This window comes from Kribbella sp. NPDC051718, from assembly GCF_040681515.1.
In the GTDB taxonomy this organism is placed as follows: domain Bacteria; phylum Actinomycetota; class Actinomycetes; order Propionibacteriales; family Kribbellaceae; genus Kribbella.
This window is the reverse complement of sequence record NZ_JBFAYZ010000001.1, coordinates 988045-1012158: the sequence shown is the minus strand read 5'-3', so window position 1 is coordinate 1012158 and position 24114 is coordinate 988045. Positions and strand designations below refer to the sequence as shown.

Annotated in this window: 23 protein-coding genes; 13 read left to right on the top strand and 10 right to left on the bottom strand. The window is 67.9% G+C overall.

Annotated elements, in window-relative coordinates; genetic code table 11:
- Window positions 1-31: 31 nt before the first annotated feature.
- Window positions 32-1960 carry an acyl-CoA dehydrogenase gene (locus AB0M15_RS04935; RefSeq protein WP_363813972.1) on the top strand — a complete coding sequence of 643 codons (1929 nt, stop codon included), beginning with the start codon at window positions 32-34 and terminating at the stop codon, window positions 1958-1960.
- The gene (locus tag AB0M15_RS04930) at window positions 1953-2570 is read left to right on the top strand and encodes a hypothetical protein (protein ID WP_363813970.1); all 618 of its coding nucleotides are present in this window, start codon (window positions 1953-1955) and stop codon (window positions 2568-2570) included. Before AB0M15_RS04935 ends, AB0M15_RS04930 begins: the two co-directional genes overlap by 8 nt.
- A 474-nt stretch (window positions 2571-3044) precedes the next feature.
- Here the strand turns inward: AB0M15_RS04930 and AB0M15_RS04925 are convergent, their stop codons facing one another.
- A complete protein-coding gene (locus AB0M15_RS04925) occupies window positions 3045-5561 on the bottom strand; it encodes a bifunctional FO biosynthesis protein CofGH (protein ID WP_363814571.1) in 2517 nt (838 codons plus the stop codon).
- Window positions 5562-5730: 169 nt separating this feature from the next.
- On the opposite strand from AB0M15_RS04925, the gene AB0M15_RS04920 reads away from it, so the two are divergent.
- The gene (locus AB0M15_RS04920; RefSeq protein ID WP_363813968.1) at window positions 5731-6270 is read left to right on the top strand and encodes a TetR family transcriptional regulator; all 540 of its coding nucleotides are present in this window, start codon (window positions 5731-5733) and stop codon (window positions 6268-6270) included.
- On the opposite strand, the gene AB0M15_RS04915 is transcribed toward AB0M15_RS04920, so the two are convergent.
- Window positions 6254-6763 (bottom strand): DUF2867 domain-containing protein, encoded by a 510-nt coding sequence (locus AB0M15_RS04915; protein WP_363813966.1) that lies wholly within the window; start codon window positions 6761-6763, stop codon window positions 6254-6256. The genes AB0M15_RS04920 and AB0M15_RS04915 overlap by 17 nt on opposite strands.
- 13 nt (window positions 6764-6776) lie before the next feature.
- Window positions 6777-7328, bottom strand: a complete 552-nt coding sequence (locus AB0M15_RS04910) for a TetR/AcrR family transcriptional regulator (RefSeq protein WP_363813965.1) — start codon at window positions 7326-7328, stop codon at window positions 6777-6779.
- Between the two features lie 124 nt (window positions 7329-7452).
- Here AB0M15_RS04910 and AB0M15_RS04905 point away from each other — a divergent pair, with 124 nt between their 5' ends.
- From AB0M15_RS04905 to AB0M15_RS04890, 4 genes are all read left to right on the top strand, one after another.
- On the top strand, window positions 7453-9321 hold the full coding sequence (locus AB0M15_RS04905; protein WP_363813963.1) for an ABC transporter permease: 1869 nt from the start codon (window positions 7453-7455) through the stop codon (window positions 9319-9321).
- A gap of 353 nt (window positions 9322-9674) precedes the next feature.
- Window positions 9675-10313: a GAF and ANTAR domain-containing protein gene (locus AB0M15_RS04900; RefSeq protein WP_363813961.1), complete on the top strand. Its 639-nt coding sequence runs from the start codon at window positions 9675-9677 to the stop codon at window positions 10311-10313.
- 68 nt (window positions 10314-10381) lie between these two features.
- Entirely contained in the window at window positions 10382-11131 is a 750-nt protein-coding gene (locus AB0M15_RS04895) for a GAF domain-containing protein (protein WP_363813959.1), read from the top strand.
- 12 nt (window positions 11132-11143) lie between these two features.
- On the top strand, window positions 11144-11857 hold the full coding sequence (locus tag AB0M15_RS04890; RefSeq protein ID WP_363813957.1) for a GAF and ANTAR domain-containing protein: 714 nt from the start codon (window positions 11144-11146) through the stop codon (window positions 11855-11857).
- On the opposite strand, the gene AB0M15_RS04885 is transcribed toward AB0M15_RS04890, so the two are convergent.
- Genes AB0M15_RS04885 through AB0M15_RS04870 form a run of 4 tightly spaced genes read right to left on the bottom strand, consistent with a single transcriptional unit; the run spans window position 11858 to window position 16267 of the window.
- Entirely contained in the window at window positions 11858-13069 is a 1212-nt protein-coding gene (locus AB0M15_RS04885) for an MFS transporter (protein ID WP_363813955.1), read from the bottom strand. It abuts the gene before it with no gap.
- Complete coding sequence (locus tag AB0M15_RS04880) at window positions 13066-13509, bottom strand: MarR family transcriptional regulator (protein WP_363813953.1); 444 nt, start codon at window positions 13507-13509, stop codon at window positions 13066-13068. Before AB0M15_RS04880 ends, AB0M15_RS04885 begins: the two co-directional genes overlap by 4 nt.
- 48 nt (window positions 13510-13557) lie before the next feature.
- Complete coding sequence (locus AB0M15_RS04875; protein WP_363813951.1) at window positions 13558-15075, bottom strand: alpha/beta fold hydrolase; 1518 nt, start codon at window positions 15073-15075, stop codon at window positions 13558-13560.
- Between the two features lie 40 nt (window positions 15076-15115).
- A complete protein-coding gene (locus AB0M15_RS04870) occupies window positions 15116-16267 on the bottom strand; it encodes a nucleotide disphospho-sugar-binding domain-containing protein (RefSeq protein ID WP_363813949.1) in 1152 nt (383 codons plus the stop codon).
- Window positions 16268-16355: 88 nt separating this feature from the next.
- Between AB0M15_RS04870 and AB0M15_RS04865 the strand changes: the two genes are divergently transcribed.
- The gene (locus AB0M15_RS04865; protein ID WP_363813947.1) at window positions 16356-16835 is read left to right on the top strand and encodes a MarR family transcriptional regulator; all 480 of its coding nucleotides are present in this window, start codon (window positions 16356-16358) and stop codon (window positions 16833-16835) included.
- Window positions 16828-17313 (top strand): isoprenylcysteine carboxylmethyltransferase family protein, encoded by a 486-nt coding sequence (locus AB0M15_RS04860; protein WP_363813945.1) that lies wholly within the window; start codon window positions 16828-16830, stop codon window positions 17311-17313. The genes AB0M15_RS04865 and AB0M15_RS04860 overlap by 8 nt, the downstream gene beginning before the upstream one ends.
- On the opposite strand, the gene AB0M15_RS04855 is transcribed toward AB0M15_RS04860, so the two are convergent.
- Window positions 17273-17977: a transporter substrate-binding domain-containing protein gene (locus AB0M15_RS04855; protein WP_363813943.1), complete on the bottom strand. Its 705-nt coding sequence runs from the start codon at window positions 17975-17977 to the stop codon at window positions 17273-17275. The two genes, AB0M15_RS04860 and AB0M15_RS04855, sit on opposite strands and share 41 nt — an antisense overlap.
- 19 nt (window positions 17978-17996) lie before the next feature.
- On the bottom strand, window positions 17997-19631 hold the full coding sequence (locus AB0M15_RS04850; RefSeq protein ID WP_363813941.1) for a GMC oxidoreductase: 1635 nt from the start codon (window positions 19629-19631) through the stop codon (window positions 17997-17999).
- 135 nt (window positions 19632-19766) lie between these two features.
- Here AB0M15_RS04850 and AB0M15_RS04845 point away from each other — a divergent pair, with 135 nt between their 5' ends.
- From AB0M15_RS04845 to AB0M15_RS04835, 3 genes are read left to right on the top strand one after another with little or no spacing between them, the layout of a single operon-like run.
- Window positions 19767-20429 (top strand): TetR family transcriptional regulator, encoded by a 663-nt coding sequence (locus AB0M15_RS04845; protein WP_363814569.1) that lies wholly within the window; start codon window positions 19767-19769, stop codon window positions 20427-20429.
- On the top strand, window positions 20426-22012 hold the full coding sequence (locus tag AB0M15_RS04840; protein ID WP_363813939.1) for an MDR family MFS transporter: 1587 nt from the start codon (window positions 20426-20428) through the stop codon (window positions 22010-22012). The genes AB0M15_RS04845 and AB0M15_RS04840 overlap by 4 nt, the downstream gene beginning before the upstream one ends.
- Before the next feature lie 9 nt (window positions 22013-22021).
- Window positions 22022-22321 (top strand): thiamine-binding protein, encoded by a 300-nt coding sequence (locus tag AB0M15_RS04835; protein ID WP_343975375.1) that lies wholly within the window; start codon window positions 22022-22024, stop codon window positions 22319-22321.
- Here AB0M15_RS04835 and AB0M15_RS04830 read toward each other — a convergent pair.
- Complete coding sequence (locus AB0M15_RS04830; protein WP_363813937.1) at window positions 22318-23064, bottom strand: SDR family NAD(P)-dependent oxidoreductase; 747 nt, start codon at window positions 23062-23064, stop codon at window positions 22318-22320. The two genes, AB0M15_RS04835 and AB0M15_RS04830, sit on opposite strands and share 4 nt — an antisense overlap.
- A gap of 99 nt (window positions 23065-23163) precedes the next feature.
- Here AB0M15_RS04830 and AB0M15_RS04825 point away from each other — a divergent pair, with 99 nt between their 5' ends.
- Window positions 23164-24012: a helix-turn-helix transcriptional regulator gene (locus tag AB0M15_RS04825; RefSeq protein WP_363813935.1), complete on the top strand. Its 849-nt coding sequence runs from the start codon at window positions 23164-23166 to the stop codon at window positions 24010-24012.
- Window positions 24013-24114: the final 102 nt, after the last annotated feature.

Here is a 24114-nt window from a genome sequence, read left to right as displayed (position 1 = left end):
GCCCGGTGAGCCTGCGGATTAGGTTGTCACCATGAGTACGGGGCTGCGTGAGTATCTGGACGGGCCGCACAAAGCGGCACGGGATCTGGTCCGCGACGGGCTGGCGGCGAACGCCGGTCTGCTCGACGCCGGGCTGGAGCTGAGCAGAGCGGAGTACCGGGACAAGGTGCTCGAGGTGATGCAGCAGATCACCGCAGAAGGCCACACCGCCCGCGGCTTCCCGAAGGAGTACGGCGGCCAGGGAGACCTGGGCGGTTTCCTCGCCGGCTTCGAGACGCTGGCCTTCGGCGACCTGTCGCTGATGATCAAGGCGGGTGTGCAGTTCGGCCTGTTCGCCGGCGCGATCCTGCACCTCGGCACGAGCCGCCACCACGACGAGTACCTCACCGACGCGATCGAGGGCCGCCTGCTCGGCTGCTTCGCGATGACCGAGACCGGCCACGGCTCCAACGTCCAAGCGCTCGGTACGACGGCGACGTACGACCCCGCGACCGAGGAATTCGTCATCCACACCCCGACCGCCGCCGCGCGCAAGGACTACATCGGCAACGCCGCCCGCCACGGCCGGATGGCCGCCGTCTTCGCCCAACTCGTCGTCGGCGGCGAGACCCACGGCGTGCACTGCCTGCTCGTCCCGATCCGTACGCCGGAAGGCGACCCGCTCCCCGGCGTCACCCTCTCCGACTGCGGCGCCAAGCTCGGCCTGAACGGCGTCGACAACGGCCGGATCGTCTTCGACCAGGTCAGAGTCCCACGGACCGCGCTCCTCGACCGCTACGCGCAGGTCGATGCGCAAGGCAACTACAGCAGTGAGATCGAGAACCCGGACCGGCGCTTCTTCACCATGCTCGGCACCCTCGTCCAGGGCCGCGTCTCGGTCGGTGGCGCCGCGATCAACGCGAGCAAGGTCGCCTTGACGATCGCCATCCGGTACGCCGACCGCCGCCGCCAGTTCGGCGCGCCCGGCAGCGCGGACGAAGCCTTGCTGCTCGACTATCGCATGCACCAGCGCCGGCTCCTGCCGCTGCTCGCCCGGACGTACGCGCTGCATTTCGCCCAGGCGGAGCTGGTGGAGGAGTTCGTCCGGCTCTTCGGTGGCGACGGCGTGAAGGACGACCACGACCAGCGCGCGTTGGAGGCGCAGGCGGCCGGTACGAAGGCGCTGGGGACCTGGCACGCGACCGAGACGATCCAGATGTGCCGCGAGGCGTGTGGCGGCGCGGGGTACCTGGCCGAGAACCGGCTGGCGACGCTCAAGGCGGACACGGACGTGTTCACCACCTTCGAGGGTGACAACACTGTGCTGCTGCAGCTCGTCGCCAAGGGGTTGCTGACCAACTACCGGGAGTCGTTCGGCAAGCTCGACCCGCTCGGGACGGCGCGATTCATCGCGGCGCAGGCGGTCGAGATCGCGGTGGAGAAGACGGCTCTGCGCACGCTGATCGAGCGGCTGCGCGACGTCGTACCGAATCGCAACGACGCTGCCGACCCCGATGCCGGGCTGCGGGACGACGCGTACCACTCCGGCATGCTGCGCTTCCGGGAGGAGCACATGCTGGCCGGGGTGGCTCGCCGGCTCAAGCGCGGGATCGACGACGGGGTCGAACCGTTCGAGGCGTTCAACCGGTGTCAGGACCACGTCATCGCGGCCGGCCGGGCGCATGTGGAGCGGGTGGTGGCGGAGGCGTTCCTGGCCGCGGTACAGGCTGCGCCGGAAGGTACTCCGCGGGACCGGCTGCGCGATCTCTACGACCTGCACGCGCTCGTGACGATCGAGTCGGAGCGGGCCTGGTACATCGAGCACGGGCGGCTGTCGGGAGCCCGTTCGAAGGCGATCACGGCGCTGGTGAACGAACTTTGCGCGACCGTTCGACCGTACGCCGGGGAGCTGGTGGACGCTTTCGGCGTACCGGGCGCGGCAGTGGATGTGCCGATGGTTGTACCGTCTCAGCATGAGTGAGCCGATTGAGCCCGCATCGGCCGCCGAGGCCGCCCGCGAACTGGCGAAGGTGTTGCTGGCGCAAGCCGACGCCCTGGACCTGCACGATCTGCGGGCCACCACGGCGATCGAGAACGTCCGGGTCCAGGCCCGGGTGCTCGCCGACGCGGTCCACGAGCGCGGCTGGGGAGACATCTTCCTCGGCATCGACTCCTACGACCCCGACGAGCTGGACGACCTGCCGCTGGGTCCGGACGACTTCGACGACCCGGACGACTACCGCGAGATGGTCGAGCGCGGCGACCTGGACGACCTGGACGAGGCGATCGTCCCGGAGAACGGGATCCGGCTCAGCTACCAGGCCCGCTACGACTTCGTGGTGACCGATCCCGAGGCGTTCGTCGCCTACGTCCGCAGCCGCGCGGACGAGGCCCAGAACGACGAGGTGATCGAGGACATCGAGGACGCCCGCTCGGCCTTCGAGCTGCTCGGCTACCTCGACGGCCTCGGTTCCAAGGACTACGACACCGTCGGCCTCACCCCGGCCGGTGGCGAAGAGTCGCACAAGGTGGTCCAGTTCTCCCTCTGGGACCTGGACCCGACCCGTCGCGACGACACCTACCCGTACTGATAGTTGCCACCACCCCCTAACCGGACCAGACCGGTCGGGGTGGTTGAGCGCTGGATTGTTGTTGCGGTAGGCAACTTGTCTACTGGTGGGTACGGAAAGCGACGTCGTGTATACAGAGCGTCGCCCTGCGCTAGATCAATGCAAATGTTTGACCGCGCTCATGGCGGCGGTCAGCTACGCCGTGACAACGTTCAGTTGTCGGCGACGGACGGGTCGCTGGCACAAGGCTCCAGGCGGCACCGCGACTCCCGTCCGCGACCGGACTGTACCTCCCCTGCCGGTCACGGAATGAGTCAGTGGTTCCTCCCTCCTTCGGGCCGAACCGCCCTCTCGGGGCAAAGCAGGACGCCGGCCGTGTCGCCGGGGCGCCGGTCGCCAGTGAGGTGGTGACCGACGCCCGACACGGTCGGCGTTTCTTTTTTCCCGAAGTACTGGTTGTGAATCTGGGGACCAGTACTTCGGGAAGTGCTTTTTTCAGGCCAGTTCGAGCGCGGTGTGCGAGGTCTGCGGGACCTCGCCGTACGTCGTGGTGCGCTGGCGGGCCGGACGCCCGGCGGCCGTCGCCATCTGAGTGAGTTCTTCGATGGACTTGCGGGAGCCGTGCTTGGAGCCGGCCATCCGGCTGATGGTCTCCTCCATCAGGGTGCCGCCGATGTCGTTGACGCCGCCGTTCAGCACGTCGACGCAGCCGTCGGTGCCGAGTTTGACCCAGGAGCACTGGATGTTGTCGATCCGGCCGTGCAGCATGATCCGCGACATCGCGTGCACCGCGCGGTTCTCGTCGTACGTCGGACCGGGGCGGGCCACGCCGGCCAGGTAGATCGGCGAGTTGGTGTGGATGAACGGCAGCAGTACGAACTCGGTGAAGCCGCCGGTCTGGTCCTGGACCGCCGCGATCGTCCGCAGGTGCTGGACCCAGTGGTGCGGAGCGTCGACGTGGCCGTACATCATCGTCGAGCTGGACGGCAGGCCGACCTTGTGCGCGGTCGTGATCACCTCGATCCAGCTTGCCGTCGGCAACTTTCCCTTGGTGAGGATCCAGCGCACGTCGTCGTCGAGGATCTCGGCGGCGGTACCGGGGATGCTGCCCAGGCCGGCCTCCTTGACGGAGATCAGGAAGTCCTCGATCGACAGGCCGGTACGGACCGAGCCGTTGACGATCTCCATCGGGGAGTAGGCGTGGACGTGCATCTCCGGGACGCGCTCTTTGACGGCCCGGACGAGGTCCGCGTACGCAGTACCGGGAAGGTCGGGGTGGATACCGCCCTGCATGCAGACCTCGGTCGCGCCGATCACCCAAGCCTCTTCGGCCCGCTGGGCGACCTCGTCCATCGAGAGTGAGTACGCGTCCGCATCGGTCCGCCGCTGTGCAAACGCACAGAACCGGCAGCCGGTGTAGCAGACATTGGTGAAGTTGATGTTCCGGTTGACCACGTAGGTCACGTCATCGCCAACGACCGCCTTGCGTAGATCGTCAGCAATCCGCGCCAACTGATCCAACGCGGGCCCAGCCGCCGTCATCAACGTCAACGCCTGAGCATCAGAAAGCCCCGCCGGATCCCGCTCAGCCGCAGCAAGAGCTGCTTTGGTCTCCGCCGCGATCCGCTCCGGCGCGCTCACGCCGCCGGCGGCTTCGCCGGCTCGACGAGCGGCCACGTCTTCGCGGAGTACGTCCCAGTCGCCGTAGGCGGCGTCGAAGTCGGAGCGGGTTTCGGTGCGGCGGCCTTCGGTGTCGATGGCGGTGTGGAGGTCGGTGCGGCCGACGCTGTCCCAGCCGCCGTCGGGCTCCTGCCAGGGGAGGCCTTTGGGGAAGGCCGACTCGTTGGCCAGTCCGGTCTCGGGGTCTACGAGTGCTTCGACGTGTGAGATCAGGCGCGGGTCCAGCCAAGGTTCACGCAGGTACTCCGGGTGCGCGGTGAGCCTTTCGCGCAAGGTGAAACCGGCGTCGGCGGTGACCTTGGCCAGGTCGTCGATCTGCGGCCAGGGGCGTTCGGGGTTCACGTGGTCCGGCGTCAATGGCGAGACGCCACCGAAGTCGTCGACACCGGCGTCGAGCAGCAACCGCGCCTCGGCCAGGTCGACCAGGTTCGGCGGTGCCTGGACGCGCATCCGCGGACCGAGCACCACTCGGGTGACCGCGATCGCCGCGAGCCACTCGTCCAGCGGTACGTCGGCGTCGTTGCGCATCGCCGTGTCCGGCTTCACCCGGAAGCCCTGGATGATGACTTCCTGGATACCGCCGTACTGGCGAGCGATCTTGCGCAGCGCGAAGATCGAGTCGGCCCGCTCCTCGAGGTTCTCCCCGATGCCGATCAACAGCCCGGTGGTGAACGGTACGTTCGACCGTCCCGCATCCTCCAGCACCCGCAGCCGGATCGCCGGATCCTTGTCGGGCGAACCGAAATGCGGCTGACCCTTCTCCTCGAACAGCCGCCGCGAGGTGGTCTCGAGCATCATCCCCATGCTCGGCGCGACCGGCTTGAGCCGCTGCAGGTTCTGCCACGACATGACGCCCGGGTTGAGGTGCGGCAGCAGGCCGGTCTCCTCGAGCACCCGGATCGACATCGCCCGCACGTAGTCGAGCGTGCTGTCGTAGCCGGCCTCTTCGAGCCACTTCTTCGCGGCGTCCCAGCGGTCCTCGGGAGCGTCGCCGAGTGTGAAGAGCGCTTCCTTGCAACCGAGCGCGGCGCCCTGCCGGGCGATCTCCAGCACCTCGTCGGGACTCAGGTACGGCGAGTGCACGCGCCCCGGCGTCGTCGCGAACGTGCAGTAGTGGCAGCGGTCCCGGCACAACCGGGTCAGCGGGATGAACACCTTCTTGGAGTAGGTGATGATCCCGCTCCGGCCCGCGTCGGCCAGCCCCTGGTCACGCACCCGCGCGGCGGTCGACATCAACTGCTCGAGTGCGGGGCCGGAGGCGGACAGCAGTACCTCGACCTCTGCCGGGTCGAGCGTCTTGCCGTCGTCCGCCCGCTTCAGCGCACGCCGCATGGCGGTGCTGATCGGGGCGTTCGGGGGAGTGGTTGTGGGCTGCTGGGGGTCAGTCACGACAAGAAGCGTAGGCCGCCTCCGGAGCGGATCCAGCCGATTTCGGGGGTCAAAAACAATCAGTACGTCTGTCCTGTTAGTTTGCTGTTCCTGCAGGTCAGGAGGGTTGAAGGTGGCTGACGGACGCCGTGTACGCGGGCAACTGCGGCGCGTGGAGTTGCTGACGGCGACGCTGGCGGTGATCGAGCGGGACGGCGTTGCCGGGGTCAGCCATCGGGCCGTCGCCGCCGAGGCCAGGGTCTCGCTGGCGTCGACGACGTACCACTTCTCCTCGCTGGACGACCTGCTGGTGGCAGCGCTGACCTGGGCAGCTGACGACCTGGCGGCCGAGCTCCACGAGCGGGTCAACGAGATGGGCGCTCGCCCAGCCGACGAGCTGGCGCGACTGATCGAGCACTGCTTGGTCTATCGGCGCGGCCGCACGCTGGCGGAGTACGAGCTGTACCTCCTCGCAGCCCGCCGCCCCGCCCTCCGCGAAGCCGCCGCCGCGTGGCTCGAACCCCTCACTCAGATCGCCCGCAACTTCACCACGAACCCCCAGAAAGCAAGCCTCCTGGTCGCAGCCCTAGACGGCATCCTGCTCCAGTCCCTGATCGGCGCGCGCCCCTACGACCACGCCGACTTCACCGCCCTACTCACCCACCTGCGCTAGCAGCGCGGACGCCCGAGCGGCACATCAGACGGATCGCGATGTGGTGGAAGGGGCGGATCAGGTTGAAGTAGAGGCGGCCCGCGTTGCGGAGGTAGTGGACGAGGGTGACCACCTTGAAGGCGCGGATCGGGCCGGAGTCGTCGACGATGATCGCGAGGTAGGCGAACAGGTGGTTGTCGGTGACCTTCAGGAGGAGGTAGTGCTCTTCCTCGCCGCGGTCGATCGTGAAGAACGAGAGCTGGTCGCCGGGGGTGAAGCTGATGTCCTCGGGGCGGAGCCTTGTTCTGGAAGGCATTCCGGTCATCTCGAGTCGCAGCAGTTTGGCCACCGGAACGCGGAGTGCGAAGACGGCTTGGCCTGCGCGGGACTCGAGGCTCAGCGCGCCCGCGACGAACTCGCGGAGGCTTACCGGGCCGGTTGCCGTCTTCACGTCGACGACGTCGGCTTCCGGCAGGAGATCGGCTAGTTCGGGGAGATCGGTGTATGTCGGCATGGCGGGCTCCTTCTCACATGAGGAACGGTTTGCCGGTCGCCAGGGTCAATGTGGTCACGTAGAGCGCGCGCAACTCGGTGGCCGGTACCGGTGGTACGACCTGTTCGGCGCCGATCAGGATCAGGTAGAGCAGCCGGGCCAGTTGCTCGGGCTCCTCGACCGCGTCGATCCCACGGCAAAGCTCTTGTAGATAAGCGGTTCTGGCGTGATCGACCCGCTCCTGTGCGGCCCGCGCCTCGGGATCCTGCAGAGCCCAGGCCCGTACCGCGATCTCGAGCCGCACGTGATCCGCGTCGGCCAGCACCAGCTCCATCAACTGGGTCAGCTTGCTCGCCGCATCAGCCTCGGGGTGTTGCTCCACGGTGTCGATCAGCCGCGTGGTGAACCGCTTCTCGAAGTACTCGAGCAAGGCGGTCCGGAATCCGCCCGCCCCTTTGAAATGGTGGTAGTAGGACCCCTTGCTCAACCCCAGCTCGCCGGTGAGCCGCTCGATCGTGAGCGCCGGCGACCCCTCGGTCGCCAGCACCTTCAAGCCGGCCTCGAGCCAGTCCTCCTGAGCCACCATGCGGCGACCATACCATACTGTTTGGTATGGCCTTTGGGTCAGCTCAGATCGGTAGCGCTTGCGCTACTGCGGACGGGCGTTGGGGGGAGGGTGGGCCGGCGATCCAGCCGGTTGGCTGGTGGGCATGCTGAGGATTTCTGTGGGTGCGCTTCGCGACCGGTGGCAACTGTTCGCCGGCGCTGTGGTTGCGGTGGCGCTTGGAGTGGGGTTGGTGCAGTCCGCGCTGCAGGTGATGGCGGCGACGGACCGGCCGGTACTGCCGGCCGGGCTCTCGGGGGCTGAGCGGGCGCACATCCGGGACGGTTACGCGGGTGTGGCGACGCTGTTGGGGATGGCGGTGATGCTTGCCGTCTTCCTCACTGTGTTCATCGTCAGTACGACGTTCGGCTTCACCGTCGCGCAACGGCGGCGGGAGTTGGCGTTGCTCCGCCTGGTCGGAGCGCAACGCGGCAGCCTCCGGCTGATGCTGCTCGGCGAGGCTCTCCTGTTGGGCTTGCTGGGAACGGCGGCCGGCATACCGCTCGGTGTGCTGGGCACCCTTGCGCAATCGAAACTCCTTGTCTCCTTGGGAATGCTGCCGCCTTGGTTCAGGGCGCCCTGGGACTCCGGAGCCTTGTCGGCCGCGGCTGTGGTCGGCGTCTCGACCGCGCTCGTCGGAGTCTTCGCGGCTGCCTGGCGGGCCTCACGGATCAGCGCGCTCGAAGCCCTGGCGGAGCTGCCTGCCGGTCAGCAAGTGATGACGGGCTGGCGATGGTTCTGGGGGCTGTCGGCGGTTGCGGTCACCATCTTGTTCGTCGTCGTCGGTCAGGCATCGCGGGACCTGGTCGCCGGTTTGATGATCGCGTTGCTGGTGATGGTCAGCGGCTCGGTCGCCCTGAGCCAGCTGAGCCCGATCGCCGTACCGTTGGCCGGACGGCTCCCGGCGCTCGCCTTGCGCGGCAGTCTCGTCGCCGACCTGGCTCGCGCCAACGTGCTGCACGCAGTACGCCGCAGCGCCGCGACGGCCGCTCCGTTGATCGTGCTGGTCGGGCTGTTGCTCGGTCTGTGGGGGACCTTCGGCTCGCTGGCCAAGGCGGTGGGCGAGGAGCAACGTCAACTCGTCACTGCTGATCTGGTGGTGAGCGGTATGGTCGCACCTGCCGCCGACATCGCCGTCGCGTCACCGCAGACGAGTGTCCCGATCACGGTCCGGCACAACCGCTCGACTGTGTACTCCGAGGCGATCGGCATCGATCCAGCGGCTTGGCAGCGCACTCACAAACTCCTTCCACGCAAGGGATCGCTCGACCGGCTGACCGGCGCGACGATCGCGATCGGGCCGGGGATGAGCGCCGAGGGCTACCAACTGAACTCGGTGCTGGCAGCAACCATCGACGGTCGCGCGGTCGAGCTGAAGGTGGTCGCGATCCTGCCCGAGACGCTGGACGTCGGTGACAACTTCTTCGTCCCGCGCGCGCTGACGCCGACCGGCCGGACGGAGACGCTGGTGAAGTTCGCCGACGGCGCCGACCTGACAGCGGCAGCGCACCGGCTGGGTGGGCGTACGGTCGCCGACTGGGCTCAGAGCCGGGGCGAAACGCAGCAGCGCGGCAATACGGCCATCTTCGCGGTACTGATGGGATTGGCCGGTGTCTACGCCGCGGTCGCCGTCGTGAACGCGATCGTGATGGCGGCAGTCGAGCGGCGACGCGAGTTCGCGTTGGCGAGGATGGCCGGCCTGACCAAAGCGCAGGTCGTTCTGGTCGCCCTGGTCGAGTCGCTGACCGTCGTCCTCATCGGCGTCCTGCTCGGCTGCATCGTCGCAGCCGCGGCCCTGGCCGGCGTCGCCACCGGTACTGCGAGCACCTACGGCGTCGTGGTCGTCGCGATCCCCTGGCGCTTGCTCGCCTTGATCCTCGGTGGCTCCCTGGTCGTCGTCGGAGCCACCGCCGCCGGAACCGCCTGGGTGGCGACCAAGTCGCCACCGATCAGCTTGCTCGGCGGCCGCGAGTGACCCCGGCGTCGGCGGCCGGTACCGGTGGTACGACCTGCTCGGCGCCGATCAGGACAAGAAGCCGGGTGAGGCGGCGCCGTGGCGGCGGGATGGCGGTACTGTTGAGGTATCGCGCCGGGGCTGTTCAGCCGGCGTGGTCGGCTGCCCAAGACCCCGGCGTCGCTCTGCTTCGAGTGGCAAGTGCATAGGGGGCTGAGCCGATGGCGCTCATCCGTAGTCGCAGCCGTCGACCGGTGGGTTCTTCCGCGCCAATCGTCGCAGGGTCGCGCCCCGGGTTCCTGGACGCGGTGGTGCCTGCTGGTGAGGTGGCGCGATAGGCCGAGCTGCATGATGCGGCGGGAATCATCGCGACCGTGGGCCTCGTCCAGGAGTTTGTACTACGTGTCGCCGGGGGCGATTGTGCTGGAGTGATTCTCCGCCGCCACGGCGCCCTCTCCTCGGTTGGTGCAGTCGACCCTCGGGCAGAGCAAGCCGACCAGCTGCAGGTGGAATACGGGGAAGGGCCGTCGGTGCCGCTGAGTAGAGCGCCCGGAGGCGTGCTGATCCCCGACACCGCTGCTGACCAGCGGTGGCCGCGCTGGAGCCCGCAAGTGGCCCGGCTCGGTCTGCGGAGCGTGCTCACCCTCCCGCTGGCCACGACGTCGTCTGCGGTAGGTGCGCTCACGGTGTACTCGGCCGCACCGAATCAGTTCACCGCCGGTGACACGGCAGCGGCGCTTCTGCTGGCGAAGCACGCCGCGATCGCGATCGCGGGCGTCGAGGAGATCGCCGACCTGGCGCGGGCGGTCGAGGGCCGCCATCTCATCGGCCAGGCTCAAGGGGTGCTGATGGAGCGCTTCGAGATCGACGCCGACCAGACGTTCGCCGTACTGCGCCGGTACTCCCAGGACGGCAACGTGAAGGTCCGCGTGGTCGCTGCCCGGCTGGTCGCCACCCGCAGGCTCCCTGACGGGTCCGCGGTGGGCGGCCACGGCGCTCCGGCGGCCGGCTGATCGGTGAGTTCCTTCGATCGGCCGCGGTGGAAAGTGGGGCACGATGAGGTGGGAGGGCGGTGTGGCGGGTGCGACCGGAACGGATCCGGCAGATCCTCGCCGAGGTCATGGTCGGCGACCCGGACAGCTTCCCGGAGCGGTTGTGCCGGGTCTGCGCCGAGCGGCTTCCGATCAGTGGCGCCGGGCTGGCCTTCATGACGCCGGCGGGGCACGAAGGCACCATCACGGCGACCGACGGCGCGGCCGCCGTACTGGAAGATCTCCAGCAGGTACTCGGCGAAGGGCCGTGTGTGGATGCCTACCGCGACGGGCGGCCGGTGTTGCAGCCGGACCTGGCATCGACCGGAACGTCGCGATGGCCGGGGTTCACCGAGGGGGCGCTCCAGGCCGGGATCGCGGCGGTGTTCGCCTTCCCGTTGCAGGTCGGAGCGATCCGGCTGGGTGTCCTCGACCTGTACCGCGATACGCCCGGCGTGCTGGACCTGTCGCAACTGACGGAGGCAGCGGTCTTCACCGAGGCAGCCATGACCGTGCTGCTGCATCTGCAGGGCAAGACTCCACCCGGTCAGTTGCTGCATCCCCGGCTGGCGGAAGTGGCTCAGAGTCGCCGCGAGATCCATCAGGCAACGGGAATGATCACGGTTCAGGCGGCCGTCAGCCTGGCCGATGCGCTGCTGCTGTTGCAGGCTCACGCCTTCGGTTCCGAGCGACCGTTGCTCGAGGTGGCGAAGGACGTGGTCGCCCGACGGCTGTGGTTCGGACCAGGAGGCGATCATGATGAAAGAGGCACGGCCGAGCCGCGCGGTACGGTCAGCTGAGGAGGCGGTTCGATGAGCAGGGAACAACGGATGGCCGCCGTCTTCGTCGAACTCGCGGACACCCTGGTCGCCGACTTCGACGTGATCGACTTCCTGCACACTTTGACCGAGCGCACTGTCGAACTGCTGCACGCGGACGCGGCCGGCCTGATCCTGCTGGATCCGCAAGGTCAGCTGCAGGTGCTGGCCTCCACCACCGACCAGGCCCGGGTGCTGGAGTTGTTCGAGCTGCAGAGCTCCCAAGGACCCTGCCTGGACTGCTTCAGGACCGGAAAGCCGGTGGTGAACGTCAACCTGGCCGAGGTCGCCAGCCGCTGGCCGCGCTTCCAGGCGGCGACCACAGCGGCGGGCTTCCGATCGGTGCACGCGCTGCCGCTGCGCCTTCGGGGACAGGTGATCGGGGCGATGAACCTGTTCTGCCAGGATCAGTCCAGCCTCAGCGACGACGATGTTTCGGTGGGCCAGGCGCTCGCCGACGTCGCGACCATCGGTCTGCTGCAGGAACGTACGGTGCGCCACCGTGAGATCGTCGCCGAACAACTGCAGGCGGCGCTGAACAGCCGCATCCTGATCGAGCAGGCCAAGGGAGTGCTGGCCGAGCGATCCGGGGTCGACGTGGACGAGGCGTTCGCGTTGCTGCGGGCCTATGCCCGCAACAACGGTAGTCAGCTCAGTGCGGTCGCCGCCGCGGTCATCAGCGGCACGGTGACGGTGTCCGCGCCATAGTCAGGCATCGGCTGCTGTGAGGGCAGTGGCTTCGGTTTCGGAGTGGGTGACTGGGGTGCGGAGGTGGGCCAGGGGCTTCCAGCCGGTGGCCAGGACTCCGACGGCGAGTAGTACTGCGAAACCGCCTACCCAGAAGGGGACCTGGACGTTGATTTCTTCGCCCAGCTTGCCGGCCAGCCAGGGGGCGACGGCGCCGCCGGAGAAGCGGACGAAGCTGTAGGCGGCGGAGGCAGTGCCTCGTTCGACGGGGGCGGCGGCCATGACTGCTTCGGTGATGAGGGTGTTGTTCACGCCTAGGAAGAGCCCGGCCACGATCACGCCTACGGCTAGTACTGGCGGGTGGTGGGCGTAGACGCCCATCAGGGCCAGATCTGCGGCGAACAGCAGCAGCGACGTCATCACGACGGGGAGAGTGCCGAAGCGGCGTTGCAGGCGAGGGGCGGCGAAGACCGAGGTCAGGGCCAGGCCGATGCCCCAGCCAAAGAAGATCAGGCCGATCTGGCGGGCCGACATGCCCAGCGGGAACGGGGTGAAGGCGAGCAGGGTGAAGAAGCCGAAGTTGTAGAGCAACGCGGTGACCGCGACGGTGGCGAGCGACCGGTGCCGGAGTGCCTTCAACGGTTCGATGATCGACGTACGCCGGGGAGCTGGCGGCGAAGCGGGGAGCAGGAACGCGGTCGCGGCGAGCGCGATCGTCATCAGGACGGCGACGCCGAAGAACGGTCCACGCCAGGAGATCGTGCCGAGCTCACCGCCGACGAGCGGGCCGGCCGCGATACCGACGCCGAGCGCCGCTTCGTACAGGATGATCGCCTGGGCGACGGAACCGCTGGCGGAGTTGACGATGGTGGCCAGGGCGGTGGCGATGAAGAGAGCGTTGCCCAGACCCCAGCCCGCGCGGAACGCGACGATCATGCCGATCGAGTTGGACAGGCCGGCCAGTGCGCTGAAGACGACGATGATGGCCAGGCCGATCAGCAGGGTGCGCTTGGCGCCGATCCGGCTGGAGACCGCGCCGGTGATCAGCATCGCGACGCCGATCACGGCCATGTAGCTGGTGAAGAGCAGCGACACCTGCGACGGGCTGGCGTGCAGTTGCTCGGCGATCGGCTTGAGGATCGGGTCGACCAGGCCGATGCCCATGAACGCGATCACACACGCGAAGGCGACCGCCCAGACGGACTTGGGTTGCTTGAGGAACGAGTTGCTCACCGCTTGCTCTCCTCCAAAGGCTTGAGAATTCGGTGCATGACGGTGACCGCGGCCTGAAGGGTTTCGAGGTCGGTCTGCGGCAGGTGCTTCAGCCTGGCGGCGATGGCCTCGCCGGCTTCATGGCGGGCGCGTTGGAGTTCGGCGCGGCCGGCCGGGGTGAGGCTGATCAGGCTGGCCCGGGAGTCGGCGGGGTCGGGCTCACGGCGTACGAAGCCGCTCTCCTCCTGGCGCTGGACCAGGTTGGACATCGTCGGCTGCGAACACCGGTCCGCCTTGGCGAGCTCGCTGATCCGGGTCGGCCCGAGCTCGTCGAGCCGCCCCATCAGCCGCATCGCCGCATGCGGCAACGCGCTCACATCCCGGCTGGCGAGCCGGGTCAACCGGGCCGAGGCGACGACGACGTCGACCCCGAGCTGAGAAAGATCTGTCGAAGCGATCACGTAAGACAACTATACATAGGAATGCTATGTATATCTAGTCCGGGTGGGTCAGCCGGGTTGCTGGACGCCTGGGCAGCCCCGGTCGATGTGACCGGTCTCGAAGTAGCTGACGACCTCCGCCGCGCAGTCCGGGACTCTGGTGGTGGAGACGTGGGCGTCGTCAGCGACCGTGTAGAGGGTGCCGCCGATGGCGCGCCGGGTTTGCCGGGACCAGTCGTAGACGGACATGAACTCGTAGAGGTGGGCAGCCAGGATCAAGGAGCCGTTCGTCCGGCGGAGGGTGGCTTGCTGGGGTGGGAGCGGCCAGCTGGAGCAGAGGGCGGTGGTGCCCCAGGCCCGGCCGGTCACCGGGAGCCGCCGCTGGAGTTTCTGGTAGTCGCGCCAGGCCTTCTCGAAGCTTGGCCGGCTGCTGTCCTCGTTGCAGGTGACGGCCAGGTTCATGGTCATGTTCTGCATTTCGGGTGCGCCCGGGAGCGGAGCGGGTGGCTGCCCACCGACCAGCTGTTTGACGGTCGGCGGTGCGGTCGGGCCGGTGGCAGTGACCAGCTCGGACAGGGCTTGGCCCGCGCGAGCCCACTCGGCCGAGGTGCGGCCGGCCAGGTTGGCGATCACCGAGCCGTCGATCGGCCGCGGCAGATCGGAGTACAGCCTGGGGTTGGTGTCGTACGCCTTGACCAGCTTCAGTACCTGCTCTCGCACCTGCCTCGCCGTACTGCCCAGGCCGTACGTCGCATCCCGGTCGGCCAGCCAGGCCGCGAAGCGCCCGAAGTTTTGCTCCATCGCCGCCGCGCTCTCCTCGATGTGCCGGTCGAAGCGGGTCCACGGCGGTGCGGGGCTGTCCAGGAAGACCCGCCCGGTGTGCGCAGGGAACAAGCTCCGGTACGCCGCCCCCAGGTAGGTGCCCCAGGAGAGCCCGAGCAGGTTCAGCGTGCGGTCGCCCAGCGCGGCCCGCACCTGGTTCACGTCCTTCCTGACGGTGTCAGTGGTGAGCTGCCCGATGAACTCCGGATCCGAGTTGCCGCATCGCTGGTTGACCGCCACCTGGGCGTCGTAGATCTTGCGTGCCATCGCCTCGGTCAGCGGGCCTGGTTTGTCCGGACCGTTCATCGGGAGTTCGCAGGCGACCTTGCTGCTGTAGCCGACGCCGCGGGGATCGAAGCCGATCACGTCGTACTGCTCGTTCAGTGAGGCCAGTTCCTGATTGCGGAGCATGACTCGCAGGATCGGGTCGAGGTATCCACTGCCGCCGGGGCCGCCGGGCAGCACCGCGACGCTTCCCCGCCGATGACCGGTGGCCGCGAGCCGCGTGACCGCGATCTCGATCTTCCGCCCGCCGGGATCGTCGTAGTTCAGCGGCACCCTGACGGTGCCGCAGTCGAGGCGGTTCATCAAGGCGCGGAAGGTGGCGAGCTGATCCGGAGCCACGCCCAGGTTCCGGATCACCTCGTCGGAATAGGTGGGGCACGACTTCCACGAGACGGCCGTCGACGCTCCCACCGGGGAAATGTGCGCAGCCAGCATCGCCACGGAGGTCGTCGCGGCGGCGAGCAGGGATCGAATTCTCATACGGTCATCCGACCGCCCGCGGTGTTTCCTCGCCGTTTCCTCAGCTGGTGGGCTTCTGCGCCGCGATGAGTTCGGCTGCCTCGGCTGGGCCGTCGGCGGCGGCGTACAGCTTCTGGATGCGTTCGGCTGCGGCTGCGTGGGACTTGTCGTCGAGCAGTTGCGTCGCCAGGGTGGCGAGGTTGTCGGTCGGAGTCGCGGCGCGGGCGGCGCCGAGGCGTTCGACCAGGGCGATGTTGAGGGCCTGCTCGGGGTGCAGCGGGATGCCGAGGAGGGGCGTGCCGCTGGCCATGGCGGTTTGCACGCTGCCTTGGCCGGCGGTGGTGATGGCGAGGTCGACCTGGGGCATGACGAGGTGGCTGGGGAGGGTGCCTTCGATCAGGATGCGGTCGGTGGCCAGGTCTGCCAGGTCGCTCGGGTCGTGGATGGTGCCGGCGACCAGGATGCGCGCGTCGAGGGTGCTGAGTTCGGCGATCGCGGCGCGGATCTGGGCGGCTGGGGTCGACGTCATTGCGAGGTAGATGGTCGGGCCGGGGTGGTTGAGGAACTGCTGGACGTGATCAGGCAGCGGGATGTCGAGGTGTGCGAAGAGCGGGCCCACCGCGGCGAGTCGAGAGTTTGGGCGATAGCCGGGATCGCCGTCGGGGTTCCAGGCGGCCAGTTCGGTGGCGGAGACGCCCAGGACTTCGGTGACCTCCGGTACCAGTGAGAGGTCGCCCAGGAGTAGCGCCGCAAGGCTGGGAATGCCTTGTATGCCGAGGGAATCGGCGACCCGGTTGAAGCCGGAGCAGTAGGCGTCCATCTCGGCCGGCTTCCGGTCCGGCGGAAGATACCGCTCGAACACCGGCGGTACGAAGCTGCCCGCGTGCTCGGTGATCACCCGTACTCCGGACAGCCGCGACGACAGTAAAGCGGTCAGTGTGAAGCCGGTGACCGCCACCGTGATGCCGTGCGCGCGGAAGTACTCGGCCTCCGTCAGCACGTACGAGCGAATCTCCTCGTCGTCGTACATGCTCTGCCCGGGATCGCCGAGCCCGATGGCTGAGCCGACGAATCGAGCAGCTCGCGTGGGCGACTGGCCAGGACCCAATACGTCGTACGGGATCCCGGCGAGCAGCCGTTCGTGCGGACCGCCGTGGGTGGCGACGCGGACCGGGATGCCGAGCTCGGTCAGGGCGCGGTGGAGCTCGAGCATTCGCGAGGTCTCGGACAGGTAGGCGCAGTGTGGCAGTAAGCAGATCACGGTCTTGCCCCCTTCGATGGTGATAGGTAATATATTGCCTATGTCACCGCGGGACAAGACCGAAGACTTGCTGGGGATCGGCCCGGCGTCGGCGCTCGAGCCGTCGATCCGGGCCTTCCGGACCACGCTCACGCTGGCGCAGCGACTGCGCTACGCGATGGACGAGCGACTGCGCGAGGACGGCCTGACCACCCAGCAGGCCGCGCTGATCACCGTCGTCGTGGCGGCCGGCAAGCCATCCCTCGCTGAAGCCGCGGCCGCCCTCGGCAGCACTCATCAGAACGTCGCCCAGATCGTCGCCGCCCTAGTCCGCAAGGATCTCCTGCAGGTCGAGCCGGACCCGGCCGACAAGCGCCGCAAGTTGCTCTCAGCAACAAATCACAGCGCTTCCTTCTGGAAAGAGAGGGATGCGGGTGACTTCGCGGCGGTCGCCGACTGGTTCGGCGACCTCACCCCAGCCGAGCTCGAAACCTTCTGCGACCTGTCCGACCGGGTCATCGCCAGGCTCGCCGATGATTAAGGCAGCCCTCGGCAGCACGCTCTTCTTCTTCGCGGCGCCGTGCGTGGTCGCCGGGCTGATCCCGTGGTGGATCGACGGCTGGGACGATCCGAAGTTCTGGCCGGCCGCGCTGTTGATCATCGGCGGTGTGCTCGTCGTGGTGCGCGCCTTCATCCGCTTCGTCGGCGAAGGCCGCGGCACCCCGGCGCCGATCGCGCCGACCGAGCGCCTGGTGATCGGCGGCGACTTCCGCTTCGTCCGCAACCCCATGTACGTCGGCGTTGTGACAGCTGTCCTCGGCCAGGCCCTGTTGTTTCTCGACCCCGCGCTGCTCGTCTACGCGGCCCTGGCTTGGGCGACGATGGCGAGCTTCGTGCGCTGGTACGAAGAGCCCGTACTACAGGAGCGCTACGCCTCCCAATACGACGAGTACCGCAAGGCCGTCCCCGCGTGGATTCCTAGGGTGCGACCGTGGCGTCCGACTGACCGGCGCGCTTGAGCGACTCGGCTACGAAGCCGTTCGTCTTGAGTTCTTCGATCAGGTCGCGAAGGAACTGAACGGTCTCCGGCTGCCGGTCCTTCGTGGTGCCGACCGCCTGCTGGATCTGCATGAAGCGTTCTTCGATCAGGCGGACATCGGGGTTGGCGTCGACGAAGGCGGTGATGGGCTGGCGGATGCCGGCGGCTGCTTCCAAGGACTCCGCGCGGAAAGCGTCGGTGCCGTCGGTGCCGCGGACGACGGTGGCGTGTTGCAGGGTGCGGGTCAGGTACAGGTCGTACGCCGACCCCTGCTTCACACCGATCCGCACCCCGGGGCTGTCCACTGACGTGACAGTCGTGAGCGGCGAGTCCTGCGGCACGGCGTAGACGCCTTCGATCACGACGTACGGGGCGGTGAAGGCGACCTCCGCCTCCCGCGCCGGATCGATCGCGAGAAAGCAGAGGTCAGCTGCACCCGACGTCATCGCCTCGAACGACTTCCGCGCCGCGTCGAAGCAGAGGAACTCCACCCCGACCCCGAGCCGGCCCGCGATCTCCCGGGCGAGGTCGACTGTGATTCCAGTCGGCTCTGATGGGGTGCCCTGGGCGAGCACCGGATTGCCCAGGTTGATCGAAGCGCGCAGTACACCGGTCGGGGCCAGATCCGTGGCGACAGAATTCATGAGGCAATACTGCCCTGCGTCAGGTCCGCAGGTCGGTGGCGATCACGCGGGCGATGTTGCGTTCGGCAAGGGCTGTGATGGTGACGAACGGGTTGACGCCGATCGAGCCGGGGATGAGTGAACCGTCCGTCACGTAGAGGTTGCGGTAGCCGCGGACCCGGCCGTAGTCGTCGGTTGCCTTGCCCAGCACGCAACCGCCGAGCGGGTGATAGCAGAAGTCCGCCGCGAACTCCCGGTTCCCGCCGAACAGATCGTGCCGGTACGTCGTACCGACCGCGCGGTTGATCCGCTCGAAAAGCGCGCGGGCGGTCGCGATCGACGGGTTGCTCTGCGTCGCTCCCCAATGCAGCTCGGCTCGATCGGTTGACGGGTTGTAGCTGAATCGGCCGCGCTCGGGGCTGGCCGTGATCGCGAGGTAGAGGCTGGCCCAGGTCTCGATGCCGATCGGCAAGGGCGCGATCTCCGCGAAGGCCGGGTGGATCGGGTCGTTCCAGTTGTCGATGGCAAGCGTCGGGATGGTCGACTGGAGGAAGCCGGTCGGATCCCAGAGGTGGTTGGCGCGCGACGTCATCACGTTGCCGTTGCTGCCCCAGCCGGTGCCGATCGTCGTCGAGAGGTTCGGCAGGGCATCCGTTTCGCGGGCCCTGAGCAACAGTTCGGTGGTACCGATGCTGCCGGCGCCGAGGAAGAGGTGCTTGCAGCCCAGTTCGCTACGGCGGAGAATCTTGCCGGAGGCATCGATTCGTTCCAGCGTCAGGACGTAGCCGGTCTTGTCCTGGCGGATCGCGGTGACCCGGGTGAGGGTCTGGATCGTCACCTTGCCGGTGCCGACCGCGTCCGCGAGATAGGTCTTGTCGAGGCTCTGCTTGCCGTGGTTGTTGCCGTAGATGACCTCCCCGGCCAGCGCTGACCGGGGCACCTGCAGGCGCTCTTCCCGTTGCAGATAACGGAAGTCGTAGACGTTCGGGATGACGGTCGTCTTGAAGCCGGCTTGGTGCGCGTGCCGGCGGGACACGCGCGCGTAGCGGTAGACCGGTGTCTGCTCGAGATAGCGCGGGTCGATCGTGTTCACGCCGAGCATCTTGTTGGCGAGCGGGAAGTACCGCCTGTACATCTGGTCGGCGTCGACGCGCGGCAGCATCTTCTCGAAGTACGCGCGCTTCGGGGTGGGGGCCATGCCGCCGTTGACGAGTGAGCCGCCGCCGACGCCACGGCCGACGTAGACGCCCATGTTGGGGAAGTCGATCCGGTCGAGCACGCCGGCGTACGGCGTACCGATGTCGCGGTTGACCACGTCGAGCCACAGGAACGTGTCGAGCGGAGCCTTGGTGCGGCGGCTGAACCACATCGAGCGGGAGTCGGGATTCAGGGTCGAGCAGAAGATCTTGCCGTCCTTGCCGGGCCTGTTCCACAACTGGCCCAGCTCGAGCATCGTCGTGGTGATGCCGGCCTCGCCGAGGCGCAGGGCGGTGACGGCGGATCCGTAGCCGGTGCCGACCACAATCGCGGGGACGAAGGCGCGCTTCTCAACGGCACCGGTGGCGCGGGCGGTACTGATTTGGGTGAGGCCGAGGGCGGCTGCGGAAGTGAAGGCGGTCAGGCCGGCGAACCGGCGGCGGGACATAACGGACGGATCAGTCTCCAAAAGGCGCATCGACGCACCGTAGCGGGTCGAACGCCTTCAGTAGCAGCCCTGGTGATCAGCGTCACGTGCCTGATCGTGCAGTTCTGCAAAGTTGCAGCAATAAGAATTTGCACGGACTGCAAGTTTGAGTACCGTGGAGGCGTGATGGAGATCGAGGAGACCGCCGCCGCGCCTGGCCGGCGGGAGCGCAAGAAGCGGGAGACCCGCGCGGCACTGACCGCGGCGGCGCTCCGGCTGGCGCTGGAGAAGGGGCCGGACAACGTCACGGTCGAGGAGATCAGCGAGGCGGCCGACGTCTCGGTGCGGACCTTCTTCAACTACTTCTCGCACAAGGAACACGCCATCCTCGGCCGCGATCCGGACGACCTCGAGCTGGCCCTGCGCCGGATCCGCGAGGCGCCGGCCGGTGAGTCACCGTTCGCCACGATGCGGGCGATCGTGGCCCGGGTGCTCGACGACCTGGAGTCGATCGAGGACCAGGAGACCGCGCTGGCACAGCGGATCCGCCTCATCACCGAGTCGCCCAACCTGCTGGCCCAGTTCGTCGTGCTCGGCAGCGAGGACGAGCGCGACCTCGCGGCGGCGCTGGGCGACCAGCTGGGCGAGCCGCTCGGTTCGCCGCTGCCGGCCCTGATCGTCGGTGCGACCACGATGGCCGTCCGGGTGGCGGTCGAGCAGCGCAAGGCCGGCTCGGACCGATCGATCAGAGCCCTCGTCGACGAGGGCCTCAGCCTGCTGGCGACCGGCCTCGATCCGCACTACGACCCGACCCGAGAATCCCGCACCGATCAGAAAGGTCAAGCATGACAACGACCTCTTCGCCCTCGCCGGACCCGGCCGGGGCGGATGTCATCGACGCCCCGGCCGCCCAGCTCACCCCGCGCCAGACGATCCAGGCCATCTCAGGCCTGATGATGGGCATGTTCGTCGCGATCCTGGCCGGCACGGTCGTCTCGACCGCGTTGCCGCGGATCATCCACGACCTCGGCGCGAGCCAGTCGTCGTACACCTGGGTCGTCACCCTCGAGCTGCTGACGATGACGGCCACCGTGCCGTTGTGGGGCAAGCTCGCCGACCTCTACAACAACAAGCTGCTGGTCCAGCTGTCGTTGAGCTTCTTCGTGGTCGGCTCGCTGGTGGCCGGGTTCGCCCCGAACATCGAAGTACTGTTGGGCAGCCGGGTGCTGCAAGGTCTCGGTGCCGGCGGTCTGACCGCGCTGGTGCAGATCGTGATGGCGGCGATCATCCCGCCGCGTGAGCTCGGCCGGTACTCCGGAATCTTCGGCGCCATCTTCGCGTCGGCGACTGTCGGCGGGCCACTGCTCGGTGGCTTCCTGGTCGATTCGCCGCTGGGCTGGCGGGCCTGCTTCCTGGTCGGCGTGCCGTTCGTGCTGGCCGCGATCGTGTTGCTGCAACGGACGCTGAAACTGCCGACCGTACGGCGCGAGGTGAAGATCGACTGGTGGGGTGCGTTCCTGATCACGGCCGGGGTGAGCACGCTGCTGGTCTGGTCGTCGTTCGCCGGCAACAAGTTCGAGTGGGCCTCCGGCTGGAGCTTCCTGCTGGTGGGCGTTGCGGTGGCGGCCTTGGTGGCGGCCGTGCTGGTCGAGCGCCGGCACCCCGAGCCGATCATCCCGATGGACCTGTTCCGCAACCGGACGGTGACGCTGTCGATCATCGCCAGCGCGCTGGTCGGTCTGGCGATGTTCGGTGGGTCGGTGTTCCTGGCGCAGTACTTCCAGATCGCGCAGGGCTATTCGCCGACCAAGGCCGGGCTGATGAGCCTGCCGCTGATCCTCGGCATGATGGTCGCCTCCACGATCGCGGGTGGGCTGATCACGAAGTACGGCAAGTGGAAGATCTACCTGGTGATCGGCAGTGTGCTGCTGCCGATCGGGCTGGCGCTGTTCGGCACGATCGACGCGCACACGTCGAAGTACATGCTGTGGACCTTCATGGTGGTGCTCGGTGTCGGCATCGGCCTGGTGATGCAGAACCTGGTACTCGCCGCCCAGAACGACGTACCGGCCCGCGAGTTGGGCGCGGCCACGTCGGCCGTGAGCTTCTTCCGCAGCATGGGCGGCACGATCGGCGTCAGCGTCCTCGGCGCCATCCTCGCCAACAAGGTGACCGAGACCCTGAACCCAGGCGGCTCCTCATCCGGCGGCGGCACCGTACCGAACATCGCCGACCTCCCCGAGCGGGCCCGCACAGTCGTAGAAAACGCCTACGGCGACGCCACCGCCGACCTGTTCCTGATGTCGGTCCCCTTCGCAGTCCTCGCCCTGATCGCCGTCCTCTTCATCAAGGAAAAGGTCCTGCTGACCACCTCGGGCGCCGAACGCCGGGCCGAGGAGGAAGCAGCCGGCAAGCTACAGGACGACATCTAGGCTGAAGGCATGATCGTTGCATTCAGCATCAGCCCGGCTGCCGGGGACGAGACCGGTGGCGTGAGCGAGGCGGTCGCCGAGGCGGTCCGCATCGTTCGCGCCTCCGGCCTGCCGAACGAGACCAACGCGATGTTCACCAACATCGAGGGGGAGTGGGACGAGGTGATGGCGGTGGTGAAACAGGCCGTCGAGGCCGTCACCGCCGTCTCACCTCGCGTCAGCCTGGTGTTGAAGGCTGACATCCGGCCGGGTTACACCGGCCAACTCACCGCCAAGGTGGAGCGGATTGAGCAGGCGCTTGCCGACTAGTGGCTGTTGAGGGCCGCGATTGTTTCGGGGAGGCGGCCTTCGGGTTCGGCGTTGCGGAGGAACTTGACCCGGTCGATGACGACCTCGGTGACGTCGGGCTCGGTGAGCAGGATGTCGATGGTGTCGGTCAGGTACTCGTCGAGCGGCTGGGCGTGGTCGGCGGTTTCCTGGCCGGGCATCAGCGCGGTCCGGACGGACGGCGGGATCAGTTCGATCACCTGGATGCCGGTGCCGGCGAGCTGCAGCCGCAGGGTCTGGGTGTAGCTGTGGATGGCGGCCTTGGTCGCGTTGTAGGTCGGGGTGTAGCTCAGCGGTACGAACGCCAGGCCCGACGACACCGTCAGGATCGTCGCGTCCGGCTTCGTCGCGAGCCACGGGGTGAAGGTGGCGATCGTGCGGATCGTGCCGAGCAGGTTGGTGGTGATGGTTGCCTCGGCCGTCTCGACATGGCTGGGGTCGAGCAGGTTCTCCGGGCGCATGATGCCGGACATGGTCAGGATCGCGTTGAGGTCGGGGTAGCGGGTGGTGACCTCGTCGTACGCCGACTGGATCGAGGCCGGGTCGTCGACGTCCAGGACGACCGTGTCGATGCCGGGGTGCTGGGTCGCGATCTGGTCGAGCAGTTCCTTGCGGCGGCCGCCGATGATCACGTGGTTGCCGAGGGCGTGCCAGCGCAACGCCAGGCCCAGCCCGAGTCCCGAAGTACCGCCGGTGATGAAGATCGTGTTCCCTGTCGTTTTCATGGCTCCAGCCTTGAGCTTCGAAGACCGGGCAACCAGGCTCGGTTCAGCCACTGCTCGGCAAGCAGTGGATAACTCCGGTGAGTTCGCCACACTGGAGACATGGAGTACGCCGATCTGTCCGATTTCCTCCGCAAACGCCGGGAGGCGCTGCAGCCCGAGGACGTCGGGATGCCGCGCGGCCGACGGCGCCGTACGCCGGGGCTGCGCCGCGAGGAGGTCGCGTCACTCGCCTCGATGTCGACCGACTACTACAGCCGGCTCGAGGGCGGCCGTGGTCCACAACCCTCGGTCGAGATGCTCGGGGCGATCGCCCGCGCGCTGCGGCTGACGCTCGACGAGCGCGACCACCTCTTCGTGCTGGCCGGCCACGGTACGCCGCCGCGCACGACGCGTGCCTGTCACGTCGACCCCGGGATGCTGCGGATCATGGATCGGCTGCATGACACCCCGGCGCTGCTGCTGAATCGCTGCGGCGAGACGGTCGCCCAGACGCCCGCGCATGTCGCCTTCGCGGGCGAGCAGACCAACTACGACGGGATGGAGCGCAGCGAGGTCTACCGCTGGTTCGTCCACCCGGAGTCGCGGGCGCTCTACCAGGACCCCGAGCTGAGCAAGCACAGCCGGCTCCTGGTCTCGATGCTGCGCGCGGTCGTCACGGCCGACGGGCCGAAGTCGTACGCCGCCTCGATCGCGCACACGCTGGAGGGACTGAGCCCGGAGTTCGCCGCGATCTGGGAGACCCATGAGGTCGTCCCTCCGCACAGTCAGACCAAGCGGTTCCAGCATCCGGTGGTCGGCGCGCTGGAGCTGTACTGCGAAGTGATCGACAACCGGGACCAGCAGCAGACGCTGATCATTTTCACCGCGGAACCGGGAAGCGAGAGCGCCGAGCGGCTCGAACTGCTCTCCGTGCTCGGCAGCCAGCAGCTGCTCGGCGCGGAAAACTGAGAGTCTTTTCGGAAAAGGCTTGCCGAAGTCTTTACGGGGGTTCAGTCGTGGGTTAATTTAAGCCCTGAATTTCTGAACCCTACGTAACACCGCGCTCACTGA